The following is a 14,291-nucleotide window of genomic DNA, read 5'->3' as shown; positions in this document are numbered from 1 at the left end:
TATCAAGGAGGAATTCAACATGTCAACAATTGAAACAAAACTAGCTCAAATCGGGAATCGAAGCGAAACGACTACAGGAACGGTTAATCCCCCTGTTTACTTTTCAACAGCTTATCGTCATGAAGGAATCGGAAAATCAACAGGTTTCGACTATTCACGAACTGGAAATCCAACACGCGACCTTTTAGAACGCGCAATTGCTGATTTAGAAGAAGGGGAACAAGGATATGCCTGTAGTTCGGGAATGGCAGCGGTTCTTCTTGTTCTGTCTTTATTCCGGTCTGGAGATGAACTTATCGTATCAGAAGACTTATATGGGGGAACCTATCGGTTATTTTCAGAACATGAGGAGAAATGGAATATTAGATGTAGATACGTAAATACACAATCTATAAAACAAATAGAACAAGCCATTACTTCTCAAACGAAAGCTATTTTTATAGAAACTCCAACCAATCCATTAATGCAAGTTACCGATATCGCAGCTGTCGCAACTGTTGCCAAACGACATGGAGTCCTTCTTATTGTAGATAATACTTTCTACACTCCCTATATACAACAACCATTAACAGAAGGAGCAGACATTGTTCTTCATAGCGCCACAAAATATTTAGGTGGCCATAATGATGTATTAAGCGGACTTGTCGTTGCAAAAGGTCAAGCGCTTTGTGAAGAACTTGCCCACTATCATAACGCTTCTGGTGCTGTATTAAGTCCGTTTGATTCGTGGTTATTAATTCGCGGGATGAAAACATTAGCTCTTCGTATGAAACAACATGAAGAAAATGCAAAGAACATCGTTTCTTATTTAAACGAGGAAGATGGTGTAACCGATGTGTTTTATCCAGGAAGAGGTGGCATGATTTCATTTCGTCTTCGCGATGAAAAATGGGTAAATCCTTTCTTACAATCTTTATCTTTAATTACCTTTGCAGAAAGCCTTGGCGGAGTTGAAAGTTTAATGACATATCCAGCAACACAAACACATGCAGATATTCCAGAAGAAGTGCGTACAGCACGCGGCGTATGTAATCGTCTCCTCCGTTTCTCTGTTGGTATTGAAAATGGTGATGATTTAATTCAAGACTTAAAGCAGGCTATTAAACATGTAAAAGAAGGTGTGAGAATATGAGTTATTCTTTAGATACACTCTTACTTCATAACCACTATAAACATGATTCACAAACAGGCGCGGTTAACGTTCCCATCTATAATACATCAACATTTCATCAATTTGATGTAGATACATTTGGTAAATACGACTATAGTCGCTCTGGAAATCCAACACGTGAAGCACTTGAGGACATAATCGCTTTATTAGAAGGGGGAACAAAAGGATTTGCCTTTGCATCTGGAATTGCAGCGATTTCTACTGCCTTCCTCCTTCTTTCACAGGGTGATCATGTTCTCATTTCAGAAGATGTATATGGGGGAACGTATCGTATTGTAACAGAAGTTCTGTCTCGTTACGGAATTTCAAATACATTCGTTGACATGACGAATTTAGAAGAAGTAAAACAAAGCATTAGACCAAATACAAAAGTCTTTTACGTTGAAACACCATCTAACCCATTGTTAAAAGTAACCGACATTCGTGCCGTTTGCGAATTAGCAAAATCTTCCGGGGCACTTACGTTTGTTGATAACACATTTTTAACACCATTATTCCAAAAACCACTTGAACTTGGGGCGGATGTTGTACTTCATAGCGCAACAAAGTTTATTGCTGGTCACAGTGATGTTACAGCCGGATTAGCAGTTGTAAAGGATAGGGAACTCGCTCAGAAACTTGGTTTCTTACAAAATGCATTTGGCGCTATATTAGGGCCACAAGATTGTTCTCTCGTTCTTCGCGGCCTGAAAACATTACACGTACGCCTCGGACACTCAGCAACAAATGCAAATAAAATTGCTCATTACTTACAAAAACACTCAAAAATTCAAAATGTGTATTACCCTGGATTGCAATCACACCTAGGCTATGACATACAACAAACACAAGCCCAATCTGCCGGTGCTGTTTTATCTTTCACGCTTCAATCTGAAGATGCTTTGCGACAATTTTTATCTCAAGTTAAACTTCCTGTCTTTGCAGTAAGTTTAGGAGCTGTGGAATCCATCCTTTCTTACCCTGCAAAAATGTCACATGCAGCATTATCACAAGAAGCACGTGATAAAAGAGGTATTTCTAATTCATTGCTCCGTTTATCAGTTGGCCTTGAAAATGTAGATGATTTAATTGCTGATTTTAAAAATGCACTTTCTTATGTCGAAGAACCTGTGAATGCATAAAACAATTCCCAGCCAATATCACATAAAAAGGATAGACTGATTACATCCATCTGGTCTATCCTTCTTTATTACTTAATTCATATATGCGTCCTTCTGTTATCTGTTAAAGATAATACGCCATTAATATGTCATCTCCATAGGAACCGTCTTCATATTTCACTTGCTTTCTCTGCCTACCTTCTTCTCTAAAACCCGTGCGCTCATAGACTTTAATGGCCCGATCATTAACGGAAACAACCCCTAAACAAATTTTCTCTAAACCTTCCTGCCTTTTTGCCCAATGAATAAGAAATTGTATGAGTTTCGTTCCGATTCCTTGATTGCAATATGTTTCTTTAATCCCCATTCCCATTGTTCCTGCATGTTGTAAGCGTTCTTTTTTGTAGCGACTAAAAATAAGAAAACCAACCACTTTATTCCCCATCTCAATCACTATATAAAGATTACCTTCTTCAACACTTTTCTGTATTTTTTCTCTTTCGTTGTTGATATTACTAGGCATTTCACTTGGAGAAGATATAAAAAATTTTGTCGTAGCTGCCGATAAAATAATTTCTTTTCGAATATTAATAATTGATTCAGCATCAGATTGTTTCGCTAATCGTATCATATCATCACCACTTATCTTTTTTGTATATCTCCGAACAGGTTATACTAAAATATGCCTGCTTTCCATCCAAAACCTATATTCTATATAAGAGTACAAAATCCTTTTTCTTATTATTTTAAAAATTTTGTATATTTATTTGAAAGAACAAAAAAATCATGATAAAATCGTGTTATAAATGTATCTGTATCTTCAAACATATAGTAATTTTTATCAAAAATTTCTTGTTACAAAACGTACAAATTTTGCGAAGTTATTTACATCACGTTCTCTTTTCTTACAATTTCTTTACTTTAGAACATTTTTTCTGCAACAACTATTTTCTTTTCTTTAGATTTTTGGTATTTATAGTATGGGTATAACAGCTCGCATGGAGGTGGAAAAAACATGTTAGAAACCTTTCAAAAGGAATTGGAACTGTACGAAAATAATGCAGAATTATTGAAAGTTCTTGCTCACCCTGTTCGTTTATGTATTGTAAAGGGATTAATCGAACGCGGTCCAAGCAATGTTTCAACAATGTACACAGGCTTAAATATGCCACAATCCACAATTTCACAGCATTTAGCAAAATTAAAAAGCGCTAAAATTGTTTCTAGTGAAAGAAAAGGATTAGAAATTTACTACAAAGTAGAAAATGAAACAATCATTCAACTTGTTCGTGTATTACTAGGTTAGGGGTAACTAAACAGAAAAGGGCGTATTCTATATTTTCTATCTCATATCTTTAATATAAATATATATCATGAGAGAAAATATACAATACTACATATCCTAAAGTCGTATCAAAAAAACAATACGCAGAACCATTCTGCGTATTGTTTTTTTCTATATATGTAAATACCGCTTTACATCAAAATGTAACATTCCTTTTTTTAGCATAACAACATCAAACGCATCGCTCATCCCCCCATGTAAAATCATAGAACGAATCGCTCTGTTTTGTTTCTGTTTCGCAGAAAAAGGATCGGAATCTTGATGACTAGCAAGCTGTTCTAATATACCTGCTGCAAGTAAAAACTCCCTTTGTTTTGTATGCCACACTGTATGTAGAGCACTCTCTTCTCCTACTTCCTTCAATTCATCCCAATGAATATGTGTTGTTATATCCATTTCACCTGGATACTCGAGCGGATCTCGAATGAGTCTATGGTTATAATACCCTCTTAAACTCCCTTCATGATGCGCAGGGTGCATCCACTCCGCCATTGTATATCCATAATCAACCGTGATGAATAAACCTTCCTTGAGCCATCTTGCAACTTCTTGCACATAGCGTCCCATTGCTATCGGCACTTCAAATCGCTGTCTTTCAGAAAGCTGAATATGACGTCTCCGGAGGTAATTACTTATTCTTTCTCCTATCGGTCTTAATACTTCAGCAAGCTTTCCTTCCTCTGTATACGTAATCCGTACTTCATACAAACTTCCATCTCGCTTCTCAACCACTTTAACAGGAAACGCATCAAACAATTCATTTGAAAAAACAACTCCCGTAAAAGCCTCACCTAACTCCTCATAGGACTTATACTGCGAGACATTTTGAAATGAATCAAGTTGACGTTTTTGCAACTTTCTATGGAAAGAACTCACTTCAACGATAGAATACTGCAAATCTGCAAACGTCTCTGGAGAGAACTGCTTCCATTCTTGTAAAACAGCATAGGCAAATCTCCCTGTCCCTCCACCAATTTCACAGATATTTGGAGGAATTTCTCCATTTTGGACAAGGCTAATAAAAAAACGTGCGAATGTCTTTGCAAATACAGAAGAAATATTACTACTTGTAAAAAAGTCACCATTTCTTCCAATCTTCTCACGTTCTTTCATATAGTATCCACACTCCTCATCATACAGCGCAAGGTTCATGTACGTACTATATGAAATCGAATAATCCTGTTCTTTCTCCATCCATTTTCTTAAAATGAACTCCATCCCCATATGGCTCCTTATTGTAAAAATGGATTATTTTCTTTTTCGAAACCAATATTTGTTTCCGGCCCATGTCCGCATAATACTGCTGTTTCATCTGGCAGTATAAATAATTTTTCTTCAATACTTCCAATTAATTCTGCAAAACTTCCTCCTGGTAAATCTGTTCGGCCAATACTCATTTGGAATAATACATCTCCTGAAAATACAGCATTTGCCTCTTTACAGTAATATGAGATACTACCTGGAGAATGTCCTGGTGTCTCAAACATTTCAAATGTAAAAGATCCAATCGTTAACATTCCTTCTCCTTCAATAATCTGATCAGCTGGTTTCGCTGTAATACTCCGATTCATCATAAAGATTTGTGAACCATTGATATTCCCATCACCTAGCCAATCCGCTTCCTCTTTATGTACATACACCGGAATATGAAAAGCATCTCTCACAGTATCAACTGCACCAATATGATCGAAATGAGCATGCGTTAATAAAATCGCTAATGGTTTTAATTGTTCTTCTTGTAAATACGTTAAAAGCTTCTCTCCTTCACTACCTGGATCAAAAATAATACATTCTTTTTGATCATTGCTTAAAATATATGCATTTGTCTGTAATGGTCCTAACGGCATTTGTATCCATTTCATGTTTTAATCTCCTCCAGTTGTTGAACTTACTTTTATGATACAACATTTCCTTCCCTTAGGAAAAGAAACGATGCTATCTCGACAATCATTTCTAAAACATGTACAATAAAAAAGAAGAAATATTGCAAAAACTCAAACGAAAGAATGAGAGAGCAGAGGGGGATCATATATGGGTCTTGTTATCATTTTTGCGCTAGTCACTCTGTTAGCTGTATTCGCAACCCTTAGAACATTACGTGAAAAAAATCTACTTGCGGGCGGCTTTGCTATTGCAACCGTACTTGTTTTCGGATGGTTTACAATTATGACTGTCCTTAATAGTGGGTACCCACCTGCTACTTAATTCACTTACAGTTCTATTCTTCATCAAGATTATGCATAAAAAGAGGAAGGGAGTCTCCCTTCCTCTTCTCATTATCGTACAAATATCGGTAGCCGCATCTTAATTTCGATTCGTCCTCACCGATTTTCTTCTTTTTATTTCATAACTTCATATTTATGCCTCTTCACAAGCCAAGCTCCGCCGATTACACCTGCATCATTACCAAGCGTTGCAATCGCTAACTTCGTACTCTTAACAGCACGCGAAAATGCATATTGTTCAAAGTAGCGCTGAATTGGCTGTAATAATGCATTTCCAGCTTTAGATACACCACCGCCAATTACAATCTTTTCTGGATTTAACGTACTAGAAAGATTCGCTACAGCTAGCCCTAAATAAGAAGCTACTTTTTCAACAATTTTCTCCGCTAAAGCGTCACCTTGTTCAAGTGCTTCAAACACATCTTTAGATGTAATACGCCCCTCTTCTTCTAACATTGAGCGAAGTACACTTGGTTCATCTGTATTTTGTAATTTTTGCATAGCGACACGTACGATACCTGTTGCAGATGCTACTGTTTCTAAACATCCAGATTTTCCGCAATTACAAGGGAATGCATTTTCTGTTACGACTGTAATATGCCCGATTTCACCAGCAGCACCACTTACACCATGCACGATCTCACCATTTGCAATTACACCGCCGCCAACACCAGTTCCAAGCGTCATACAAACTAAATCTTTCGCTCCTTCACCAGCACCTTTCCACATTTCACCAAGCGCCGCTAAGTTTGCGTCATTATCAACCACAACAGGTAATCCTGTTTCTACTTCTAACAAATCTTTTAATGGATAGTTTTTCCACCCTAAATTAACCGCTTCATAAATCATACCAGAAGCGACATGTACAGGTCCAGGAGCTCCCATACCAATACCAATTAACTTACTCTTTAATTCTCCTAGTTCCTCTAACTTTTTATCAATTGCTTTCGCTACATCTAATGTAATATGTTTTCCTTGTTCACTTGTATTCGTTGGGATTTCCCACTTATGTAAAATTTCACCGTACACATTAATAAATGCTAATTTAATTGTTGTCCCGCCAAGGTCAACACCAACTAACCACTTTTCTTCCATTTTTGCTAACCTACCTTTATCTAATTCTTGCTTATCTCTTTTTGAATCTCTTGCTTCAATAAAAATAAAGCTGTTTGATAGTCTTTTGGCTCAATCAGCTGTGATTGATTTAATTCACGCAATTCATCTTGCATCAATTGTAAATCAGCGATTCGATCACCTGTGTAAATGATTGTTCCAAATTTTTTTAGCAATTGCTGAATATCATAAATCGATATCATTTTATCACCCTCTATGTCCACTTATTATGGAAATATAATAAGAAAACGTTCACATATTTTATTATAATCAACAAGAAAAAGTCTCGTCAATTTTTATTTGTCTATACAAGTCCGTTTTGAACAATTGTTTCTTTTTCTGTAATAATTTTTTGTACATTTTGATCAAATGGCTCTGTTGGGATATAATTAACAATTTGAAAACCAAAAGCTAATGATAGCGTTTTCCCTTCATACTGCAGCAAATAACGATCATAATAGCCACCACCGTACCCAATACGTTCTCCTCGTCTTGTATACGCAACTCCAGGCACAAAAAGAAGATCAATTTCATTTGCCTCTATTTCTACTGTTAACGCTGGTATCGGTTCACGTAAGCTCATATATACTGTTTCTAATTGATCGAAATTTGTAATTTGACGAAAAGTCATTGTTCTTGTCTCTCTATTACACTTTGGTACAACAACTTTTTTACCTTCTCGCCATGCTTGTTTAATAATAACGTATGTATTAACTTCATGTTCCATCGAAAGAGTAATCCCAATTGTTTGCGCGTCTCTCCACTCTTTTTGTTCATATAAAGAAAATACAATTTGTTCTGATAAAGTTTTGTGCTGCTCTTTCGATAAAGCATTCATTTGTTCTACTATTTTCTTCCGTAAACGTACCTTCTCCTCTTTCACAAGCTTTTCCCCCTATAAGATGATTCTTATGATCATAAAATGAATTACGTTCTTATGAACAGTCTATCATTTTTTTCATGTAGCATCACTTTCAATAAGGAATATTACCATAGTAAAAAAAGAAACAGTAGGAAATATTCCTACTGCTTACTTTGTTTCACGGTGTAACGTAGACTTCTTGTCACGCTTGCAATACTTTTTAAGCTCAAGGCGCTCCGTGTTGTTACGTTTATTTTTCTTTGAGATATAGTTACGATCTCCGCATTCTGTACATGCTAGAGTAATATTCACACGCATTCTTATTTCCCTCCAGTCACTAATAACTTAAATCAGACTATACTATAATACCACTTTTAAAATAAAAATTCTACACCTTTTGATATTGTCTAATTTTTTCTATAAGAGTTTGCATATTTTCCTTTGCTATTACTGGGTTTCTCGCATGTGAATACACAAGAAATTTTGGATGTTTTGCATCAGAAACAATATAAGACCACTCTTTTTCTGTATATTTAAACTGGATTCCCTCTAATACTTCGATCTCCCTTTTTTCCATATCTTTCAATAACATCCCCATTACCTTCCCTTTCTCTTTCCATGAACAAACAACTTCATCACATAATAAGTAAAGAGGCGGTGATTGTTCTAACATCATCGACAAAGTGTTTCCTTGCCTAGCGGTTAGTTCGAATAATTTTCCAATTCGATATAAAGTATCTTGTTGCCATCTCATCTGAAAATCACTCTGCTCACTATACATATAAAAAAGAAGGTAGCACTCTCCTAATTTTAACGATAATGGATAAACATTTTCTGTTGTTTCAAATAATAAATCAGGCACATCGATTTCTTCATATTTTGTACTTCGGTAAATTCCACCATGAATATCATATAATTCAAATTTATTTCCGTGTTCATAGAACATAAGAGCCATATGAGCTCGACTGGATTTCATTAACAATTTAATATGCTCTTTTTGCTCATTAGCATAAACCCACGTAATCGTACAACCAAGTTTTTTCAAGAAGGATATAAGTACGGGCTGAATCATTTCATCTCTTTTATTAATGAGAAGGTGAAATGATTGCTTTCGTATCGTTTCGATATCTAAATGTGCTAAGACAGATTCAACATATTTTTCTAAACAAATATGTACCATTTCATTTCGCCCCATGTCTTTATCATATACATAATGAAATGCTTCTGATGTATACAAATGTTCCAGTTCTTTTTGTTGTTTATACGATAGCCGTATGCCACCCTTACCATATAGTTGCATGACAATTCCTTCTTCTTGTTCAAAGCGAATAAAAACGCCCCCTGCACACCCTAGTTCATGAATTGCATATTGAAAAACAGAATCATTCATTTCTTGACATTCCATCGTGTACAAGCCAACACCATGGATTGCATGTAGAAATAGCTTTTTAAAAATATCAACTTCTACACCTTCATATCCCCCAACCAATATGCGCTCCCCTTTTGAAAAAAGGGAACCATATGCCATTGCAACTTTTACAACAACTTGAGGTGTCATTTCTATATTTCCTCTACCTACTACCCTGCTTTTTTGTAACCAACCTGATGTTTTTTCATTTTCAGTAATTCCTGACGAAGCAATAATAGAATGACTATCAATCACTTTACCCGGCCATATTTTTCCATTTTGTTGTATCACTGTGTTTTTTCCAATCTGGCAATAATCTGCTACCACACTTTTCTCAAATAAAGTAACAGCATCTTTAATCATCACATTTTCTCCAACAGTCGCTTCTACTAATTCACAACATTTCCCTACATACGTATTGGTGAGAACAATACTTTTTTGAATGTGCGTATAATCTGATATGGTGCTACGCTTACCAATAATTGAATATGGCTCAATTATCACCCCTGCTCCAATGGTTGCTCCTTCTCCAATGAAAGATGGCCCACGCATTTTTGTTCCCTTTTCAATCGTTACTCCTTCCCCCATCCAAACCATCGGTAGTACTTCCGTATATGAAATTGGTACCTGCACTTTCTTTGTAAGTAAATCAAACTGAGCCTGCCGATATTGCTCTAACGTACCAATATCTAACCAGTATCCTTCCGCTTCATATCCAAAGAGCGCTTTTTTATTTTCTAACAAAGGAAATACATGCTGACTAAAATCAAAAAACTGTGCTGGTGAAATATAAGAAAAGACTTGGGGATCCATAATATAAATGCCTGTATTTACAGTATTTGAAATCACTTCATTCCAACCTGGTTTTTCCATATAACGTATAATTTCATGCTCTCTATTCATAACAACTGAACCAAATGACAGTGGGTTTTCCACTTCCCTCACAAACATCGTGACCAACCTATTCTTACACTGATGAAATTCAATTCCTTTCGATAAATTAAAATCCGTCAATGCATCCCCACTAATTACAACAAATGGCTCATCTAAAAACGCTTCTGCTTGTTTAATGCTTCCTGCCGTACCAAGTGGCGGTGAATCTTCAAAATAGTGTAATTTTACTCCCCATTTACTTCCATCACCAAAATATCGCTCGATAGCCGCACCCATATATTGAACTGTAATTGCAATCTCATAAATACTATGCCGCTTTAGCAACTCAATATTGTATTCCATAACTGGTTTTTCAAGTAATGGTAACATTGGCTTTGGAAGATTACATGTTAATGGTCTAAGACGCCTTCCCTTTCCTCCAGCTAAAATAACCCCCTTCATATACATTCATCCTCCACTTTTATAATGTTGAACGACTTTGTATATCATATGTATGTCACTTATGTAGAAATTAACCTTTTCAATTCACTATGCCTTAATAGTAAGCGCTTACTTTTTTTGTTTAATAACGAAAATATATATTATTAAAATTCCAGCAATCGGTACTCTTAACAAAACAAATGACCCTTATATTGTTTTATTTTTCCATATTATGATACATCTTATCATCATAGATGAAACAAAACAACGAGGTTTTTTTGTCATGTTTTGACAAAAAAAGCAAGTGATATTGCATCACTTGCCACATTTTCTTCTTATTCATTTAACAAATAATGTTTCCCTTTCACTAAATAAAAAACATTCTCGGCAATATTCGTAATGTGATCTGCTACACGTTCAATGTAACGTGCAATAAAAGATAATTGTGTAATTTGCGTAATCGCTTCAGGATGTTCAGGGATAGATGAAATAAACTCACGAATCGCTCTCCCGTATATTTCATCAACAGAATCATCCATCTCTGCAATTTGTTTTGCAGAGGTTAAATTTTCTTCTTGATATGCTTCTAACGATAACTTTAACATATTCGTAGCAATCGTAAACATTTGTTCTAAACTCTGTAAGTTGACAGATACATCTTTTTCTCCAAGCCGAATTGTTGATTTCGCAATATTTACAGCATGATCTGCAATACGCTCTAAATCTGTTGCCGTTTTAATCGAAACAAAAATTCTTCGTAAATCACTCGCAACTGGTTGCTGCTTTGTAATTAACATAAGTGCAAGGTCATTAATTTCTTCTTCTAAATTATCCATACGGTAATCACCATCAATGACTTCTAACGCTGTCTCTACCTCTCTCTTCCGAAGTCCTTCCATAGAACGAGAAAGGGCTTCTCCTGCCAATTCTCCAAGTTCAATCACCTTTTGCTGTAATGTTTGTAAGTCATAATGAAATTGCTCCCTTACCACGTTGTTTCCCCCTTTAACTGTTGCGTATATATAAAGTAATAAAAGCCCCTTGTAGGAGGGGCTTTACTCCCAAAAATATTAACCAAATCGTCCTGTAATATAATCTTCTGTTCGTTTATCTGTAGGAGTCGTAAATAATTTATTTGTATCTGTATATTCAACAACCTCACCGCTTAGGAAGAAAGCTGTCTTATCAGAGATACGTGCAGCTTGTTGCATATTATGTGTTACAATGACAATACTAAAATCTTTCTTTAACTCTTGAATTAATTCTTCAACTTTTAATGTAGAAATCGGATCCAATGCTGATGTTGGTTCATCCATTAAGATGACATCCGGCTCAATCGCTAAACAACGAGCAATACATAAACGCTGTTGTTGTCCACCCGACAAACCATATGCATTATCGTGCAATCTATCTTTTAATTCATCCCAAATCGCCGCACCACGTAAACTTTTTTCAACAATTGCATCAAGTGTTTTCTTATCACGAATACCATGGATTTTTGGACCATAAGCCACATTTTCATAGATAGATTTCGGAAATGGATTCGGCTTTTGGAATACCATTCCAACATGTGTACGTAATTCTTCAACAGGATATGACTTATCAAAAATATTTCGATCACGATATTCAATTACTCCCGTCGTACGAACGATCGGTACTAGCTCTACCATACGGTTTAACGTTTTTAAATATGTTGATTTCCCGCAACCACTCGGTCCAATGATTGCCGTTACCTCATTCTCATGAATACTTAAATTCACGTCTTTTAATGCATGATCTTCTCCATACCATAAATTTAAATTTTTTGTATCGAATACAACCTTCTTCGTTGCTGACTCAATTTTCGTTTCATTTTTCACCTGTACATTTACTACTGTTGCTACCATCTTGAATTCCCCTTTCATCCACTACTTACGATTTCGTAACCATAAGACAACCGCATTCATAATGAGCAACAATCCTAGTAAAACAATCATACCGGCTGCTGCCACATGTTGAAATTCCTCTTGCGGTCTACTCATCCAATTAAAAATTTGAATTGGTAAAACTGTAAATCTATCAAACATGTTAAATGGGATATAATTAGCAAAAGCGAGCGCGCCAATGACTAATAGTGGTGCTGCCTCTCCAATTGCCCTCGATAACGCCAAAACACATCCCGTTAAAATTCCTGGCAAGGCAGTTGGCAATACAATCTGATACATCGTTTGCCATTTGGTAGCACCAACGCCATACGAGGCTTCTAGCAGAGAACTCGATACCATACGAATTGCTTCTTGACTCGAAACAACAACAGTTGGTAATACAAGAAGACTCATTGTAAATGCTGCTGTTACGATACTCTCCCCTAACTGAAGACCATATACAAAGATGGTTAAACCAAGCAATCCAAACACAACAGATGGCACACCCGCTAATGTTTGAATATTTAATTCTATGATCCTTGTGAATACAGAGTGCTTTGCATAATGTTCTAAATAAAGAGCTGTACCTACCCCAAATACAAAGGAAACTGGCACTACTATGCTCATAAATAAAATTGTTCCTGACAATGCAGCGGCAATACCAGCTTGCTTTGGATTACGCGAAGCAAAGTTCATAAAAAAATCTATTGAAAGATAACTTACACCTTTTTCAAATATTTGATAAAGCAATACAATTAGTATGCAAATAGAAAATAGCATTGTCATATAAGAAATCGACTTATATATTTGATCCTTCCAAAAACGAGATGCCATATTTTCTTTTATTTTCTTATGATTCAGTATTCGCATCTTATATCGCCTTTCTAAAACGGCGCATAATCTGCTGTGAAATCATATTCATCATGAATGTAAACATAAGTAACGTCGCACCTACAGCATACATGCTATAGTACGTAATCGTTCCATGAGGAGCATCACCTAAACTTACTTGTACAATATAAGCCGTTAACGTTTGAATAGAGTGCGTCGGGTCTATCGATACATTTGGCGTTGAACCTCCAGCAATAACCACAATCATTGTTTCACCAATTGCACGTGAAGCCGCTAATAGAATTGCAGCCATAATACCGGTAAACGCAGCTGGAAATACAACCTTTCGCACAGTTTCAAAACGTGTGGCCCCTAGCCCAAGTGAGGCTTCTTTTATTCCTTTAGACACAGCTCCCATCGCATCTTCAGAAAGGGAAGCAATTGTTGGGACCATCATAATCCCTATAACAACCCCTGGACTAATCGCATTAAAAAACTGTAAATCTGGAATGATACGCTGCAGGGCTGGTGTGACAATTGTTAAAGCAAAAAAACCATATACAATTGTAGGAATTCCTGCTAGTAGTTCTAAAATGGGCTTTAACACTTTTCTAACAAAGTGTGAAGCATATTCATTTAAAAATATGGCACATCCTATTCCAATTGGAATTGCCACTATCATAGCAATTGTTGTTACAAGTACGGTCCCACATATGAGAGGAAGTATTCCAAACTTCGGCTCTTCAAAAAATGGTAGCCATTCTTTTTCAGTGAAAAAAGAATATATTGATATTTCATGAAAAAACATAATCGTTTCATTCGCTAACGTAACAATAATTCCGATTGTTGTTATAATAGATACGCTAGCAATTGCCTTTAATAGTAACGGAACCATTCGATTGATTCGCTGCGTTTTTTTTCTTTTGATTGTATTTCTTTCAATCAAATGTTGCACAGAAAATGTAATTTGACTTTTGTCATTTCGAGCCAAAGATGAAAACCCCTTTCCACCCTGACA

At 36.0% G+C, this 14,291-nt stretch carries 16 protein-coding genes; 4 read left to right on the top strand and 12 right to left on the bottom strand.

What is annotated here, in order from left to right:
• Positions 1 to 19 precede the first annotated feature (19 nt).
• Both HRG09_RS01410 and metC read left to right on the top strand, forming a co-directional pair.
• Positions 20 to 1,132 (top strand): methionine biosynthesis PLP-dependent protein, encoded by a 1,113-nt coding sequence (locus HRG09_RS01410; RefSeq protein ID WP_174099006.1) that lies wholly within the window; start codon positions 20 to 22, stop codon positions 1,130 to 1,132.
• Positions 1,129 to 2,292, top strand: a complete 1,164-nt coding sequence (metC, locus tag HRG09_RS01405; protein ID WP_174099005.1) for a cystathionine beta-lyase — start codon at positions 1,129 to 1,131, stop codon at positions 2,290 to 2,292. Before HRG09_RS01410 ends, metC begins: the two co-directional genes overlap by 4 nt.
• A 103-nt stretch (positions 2,293 to 2,395) precedes the next feature.
• Here the strand turns inward: metC and HRG09_RS01400 are convergent, their stop codons facing one another.
• Positions 2,396 to 2,902, bottom strand: a complete 507-nt coding sequence (locus HRG09_RS01400) for a GNAT family N-acetyltransferase (protein ID WP_174099004.1) — start codon at positions 2,900 to 2,902, stop codon at positions 2,396 to 2,398.
• A 384-nt stretch (positions 2,903 to 3,286) separates the two neighbouring features.
• Here HRG09_RS01400 and HRG09_RS01395 point away from each other — a divergent pair, with 384 nt between their 5' ends.
• On the top strand, positions 3,287 to 3,577 hold the full coding sequence (locus HRG09_RS01395; protein WP_000894376.1) for an ArsR/SmtB family transcription factor: 291 nt from the start codon (positions 3,287 to 3,289) through the stop codon (positions 3,575 to 3,577).
• 150 nt (positions 3,578 to 3,727) lie between these two features.
• Here the strand turns inward: HRG09_RS01395 and HRG09_RS01390 are convergent, their stop codons facing one another.
• On the bottom strand, positions 3,728 to 4,840 hold the full coding sequence (locus tag HRG09_RS01390) for a class I SAM-dependent methyltransferase (RefSeq protein ID WP_174099003.1): 1,113 nt from the start codon (positions 4,838 to 4,840) through the stop codon (positions 3,728 to 3,730).
• Between the two features lie 8 nt (positions 4,841 to 4,848).
• Positions 4,849 to 5,478, bottom strand: coding sequence for an MBL fold metallo-hydrolase (locus tag HRG09_RS01385; RefSeq protein ID WP_174099002.1), 630 nt, complete (start codon positions 5,476 to 5,478; stop codon positions 4,849 to 4,851).
• 169 nt (positions 5,479 to 5,647) lie between these two features.
• On the opposite strand from HRG09_RS01385, the gene HRG09_RS01380 reads away from it, so the two are divergent.
• Positions 5,648 to 5,821: a DUF2759 domain-containing protein gene (locus tag HRG09_RS01380; RefSeq protein WP_000524848.1), complete on the top strand. Its 174-nt coding sequence runs from the start codon at positions 5,648 to 5,650 to the stop codon at positions 5,819 to 5,821.
• Between the two features lie 134 nt (positions 5,822 to 5,955).
• Here HRG09_RS01380 and glcK read toward each other — a convergent pair whose 3' ends face one another.
• From glcK to pstC, 9 genes are all read right to left on the bottom strand, one after another.
• Complete coding sequence (gene glcK / locus HRG09_RS01375; RefSeq protein WP_174099001.1) at positions 5,956 to 6,936, bottom strand: glucokinase; 981 nt, start codon at positions 6,934 to 6,936, stop codon at positions 5,956 to 5,958.
• Positions 6,937 to 6,956: 20 nt separating this feature from the next.
• A complete protein-coding gene (locus HRG09_RS01370; protein ID WP_174099000.1) occupies positions 6,957 to 7,157 on the bottom strand; it encodes a YqgQ family protein in 201 nt (66 codons plus the stop codon).
• 101 nt (positions 7,158 to 7,258) lie between these two features.
• Entirely contained in the window at positions 7,259 to 7,837 is a 579-nt protein-coding gene (locus tag HRG09_RS01365; protein WP_174098999.1) for a 5-formyltetrahydrofolate cyclo-ligase, read from the bottom strand.
• A 147-nt stretch (positions 7,838 to 7,984) separates the two neighbouring features.
• On the bottom strand, positions 7,985 to 8,134 hold the full coding sequence (gene rpmG, locus HRG09_RS01360; protein ID WP_001265618.1) for a 50S ribosomal protein L33: 150 nt from the start codon (positions 8,132 to 8,134) through the stop codon (positions 7,985 to 7,987).
• 70 nt (positions 8,135 to 8,204) lie between these two features.
• Complete coding sequence (locus HRG09_RS01355) at positions 8,205 to 10,559, bottom strand: sugar phosphate nucleotidyltransferase (RefSeq protein WP_174098998.1); 2,355 nt, start codon at positions 10,557 to 10,559, stop codon at positions 8,205 to 8,207.
• Between the two features lie 314 nt (positions 10,560 to 10,873).
• Positions 10,874 to 11,530 carry a phosphate signaling complex protein PhoU gene (gene phoU / locus HRG09_RS01350; RefSeq protein ID WP_174098997.1) on the bottom strand — a complete coding sequence of 219 codons (657 nt, stop codon included), beginning with the start codon at positions 11,528 to 11,530 and terminating at the stop codon, positions 10,874 to 10,876.
• Positions 11,531 to 11,608: 78 nt separating this feature from the next.
• Positions 11,609 to 12,424: a phosphate ABC transporter ATP-binding protein gene (gene pstB, locus HRG09_RS01345; protein WP_174098996.1), complete on the bottom strand. Its 816-nt coding sequence runs from the start codon at positions 12,422 to 12,424 to the stop codon at positions 11,609 to 11,611.
• Positions 12,425 to 12,445: 21 nt separating this feature from the next.
• The gene (gene pstA, locus HRG09_RS01340; protein ID WP_174098995.1) at positions 12,446 to 13,312 is read right to left on the bottom strand and encodes a phosphate ABC transporter permease PstA; all 867 of its coding nucleotides are present in this window, start codon (positions 13,310 to 13,312) and stop codon (positions 12,446 to 12,448) included.
• 1 nt (position 13,313) lies between these two features.
• Positions 13,314 to 14,264 carry a phosphate ABC transporter permease subunit PstC gene (gene pstC / locus HRG09_RS01335; RefSeq protein WP_174098994.1) on the bottom strand — a complete coding sequence of 317 codons (951 nt, stop codon included), beginning with the start codon at positions 14,262 to 14,264 and terminating at the stop codon, positions 13,314 to 13,316.
• Positions 14,265 to 14,291 lie beyond the last annotated feature (27 nt).

It is taken from the genome of Bacillus sp. Xin1 (assembly GCF_013314535.1).
In the GTDB taxonomy this organism is placed as follows: Bacteria; Bacillota; Bacilli; order Bacillales; family Bacillaceae_G; genus Bacillus_A.
The sequence above is the reverse complement of the archived record's forward strand: the minus strand, read 5'-3'. Positions and strand labels throughout refer to the sequence as shown.

Excerpts from the sequence above, each read along its gene's own strand:
- pstB (WP_174098996.1), bottom strand. The coding sequence starts at position 12,424 with ATGGTAGCAACAGTAGTAAATGTACAGGTGAAAAATGAAACGAAAATT.
- glcK (WP_174099001.1), bottom strand. The coding sequence starts at position 6,936 with ATGGAAGAAAAGTGGTTAGTTGGTGTTGACCTTGGCGGGACAACAATT.
- HRG09_RS01390 (WP_174099003.1), bottom strand. The coding sequence starts at position 4,840 with ATGGGGATGGAGTTCATTTTAAGAAAATGGATGGAGAAAGAACAGGAT.
- HRG09_RS01370 (WP_174099000.1), bottom strand. The coding sequence starts at position 7,157 with ATGATATCGATTTATGATATTCAGCAATTGCTAAAAAAATTTGGAACA.
- HRG09_RS01395 (WP_000894376.1), top strand. The coding sequence starts at position 3,287 with ATGTTAGAAACCTTTCAAAAGGAATTGGAACTGTACGAAAATAATGCA.
- rpmG (WP_001265618.1), bottom strand. The coding sequence starts at position 8,134 with ATGCGTGTGAATATTACTCTAGCATGTACAGAATGCGGAGATCGTAAC.
- HRG09_RS01410 (WP_174099006.1), top strand. The coding sequence starts at position 20 with ATGTCAACAATTGAAACAAAACTAGCTCAAATCGGGAATCGAAGCGAA.
- HRG09_RS01380 (WP_000524848.1), top strand. The coding sequence starts at position 5,648 with ATGGGTCTTGTTATCATTTTTGCGCTAGTCACTCTGTTAGCTGTATTC.
- metC (WP_174099005.1), top strand. The coding sequence starts at position 1,129 with ATGAGTTATTCTTTAGATACACTCTTACTTCATAACCACTATAAACAT.
- HRG09_RS01385 (WP_174099002.1), bottom strand. The coding sequence starts at position 5,478 with ATGAAATGGATACAAATGCCGTTAGGACCATTACAGACAAATGCATAT.
- HRG09_RS01355 (WP_174098998.1), bottom strand. The coding sequence starts at position 10,559 with ATGAAGGGGGTTATTTTAGCTGGAGGAAAGGGAAGGCGTCTTAGACCA.
- HRG09_RS01400 (WP_174099004.1), bottom strand. The coding sequence starts at position 2,902 with ATGATACGATTAGCGAAACAATCTGATGCTGAATCAATTATTAATATT.
- pstA (WP_174098995.1), bottom strand. The coding sequence starts at position 13,312 with ATGCGAATACTGAATCATAAGAAAATAAAAGAAAATATGGCATCTCGT.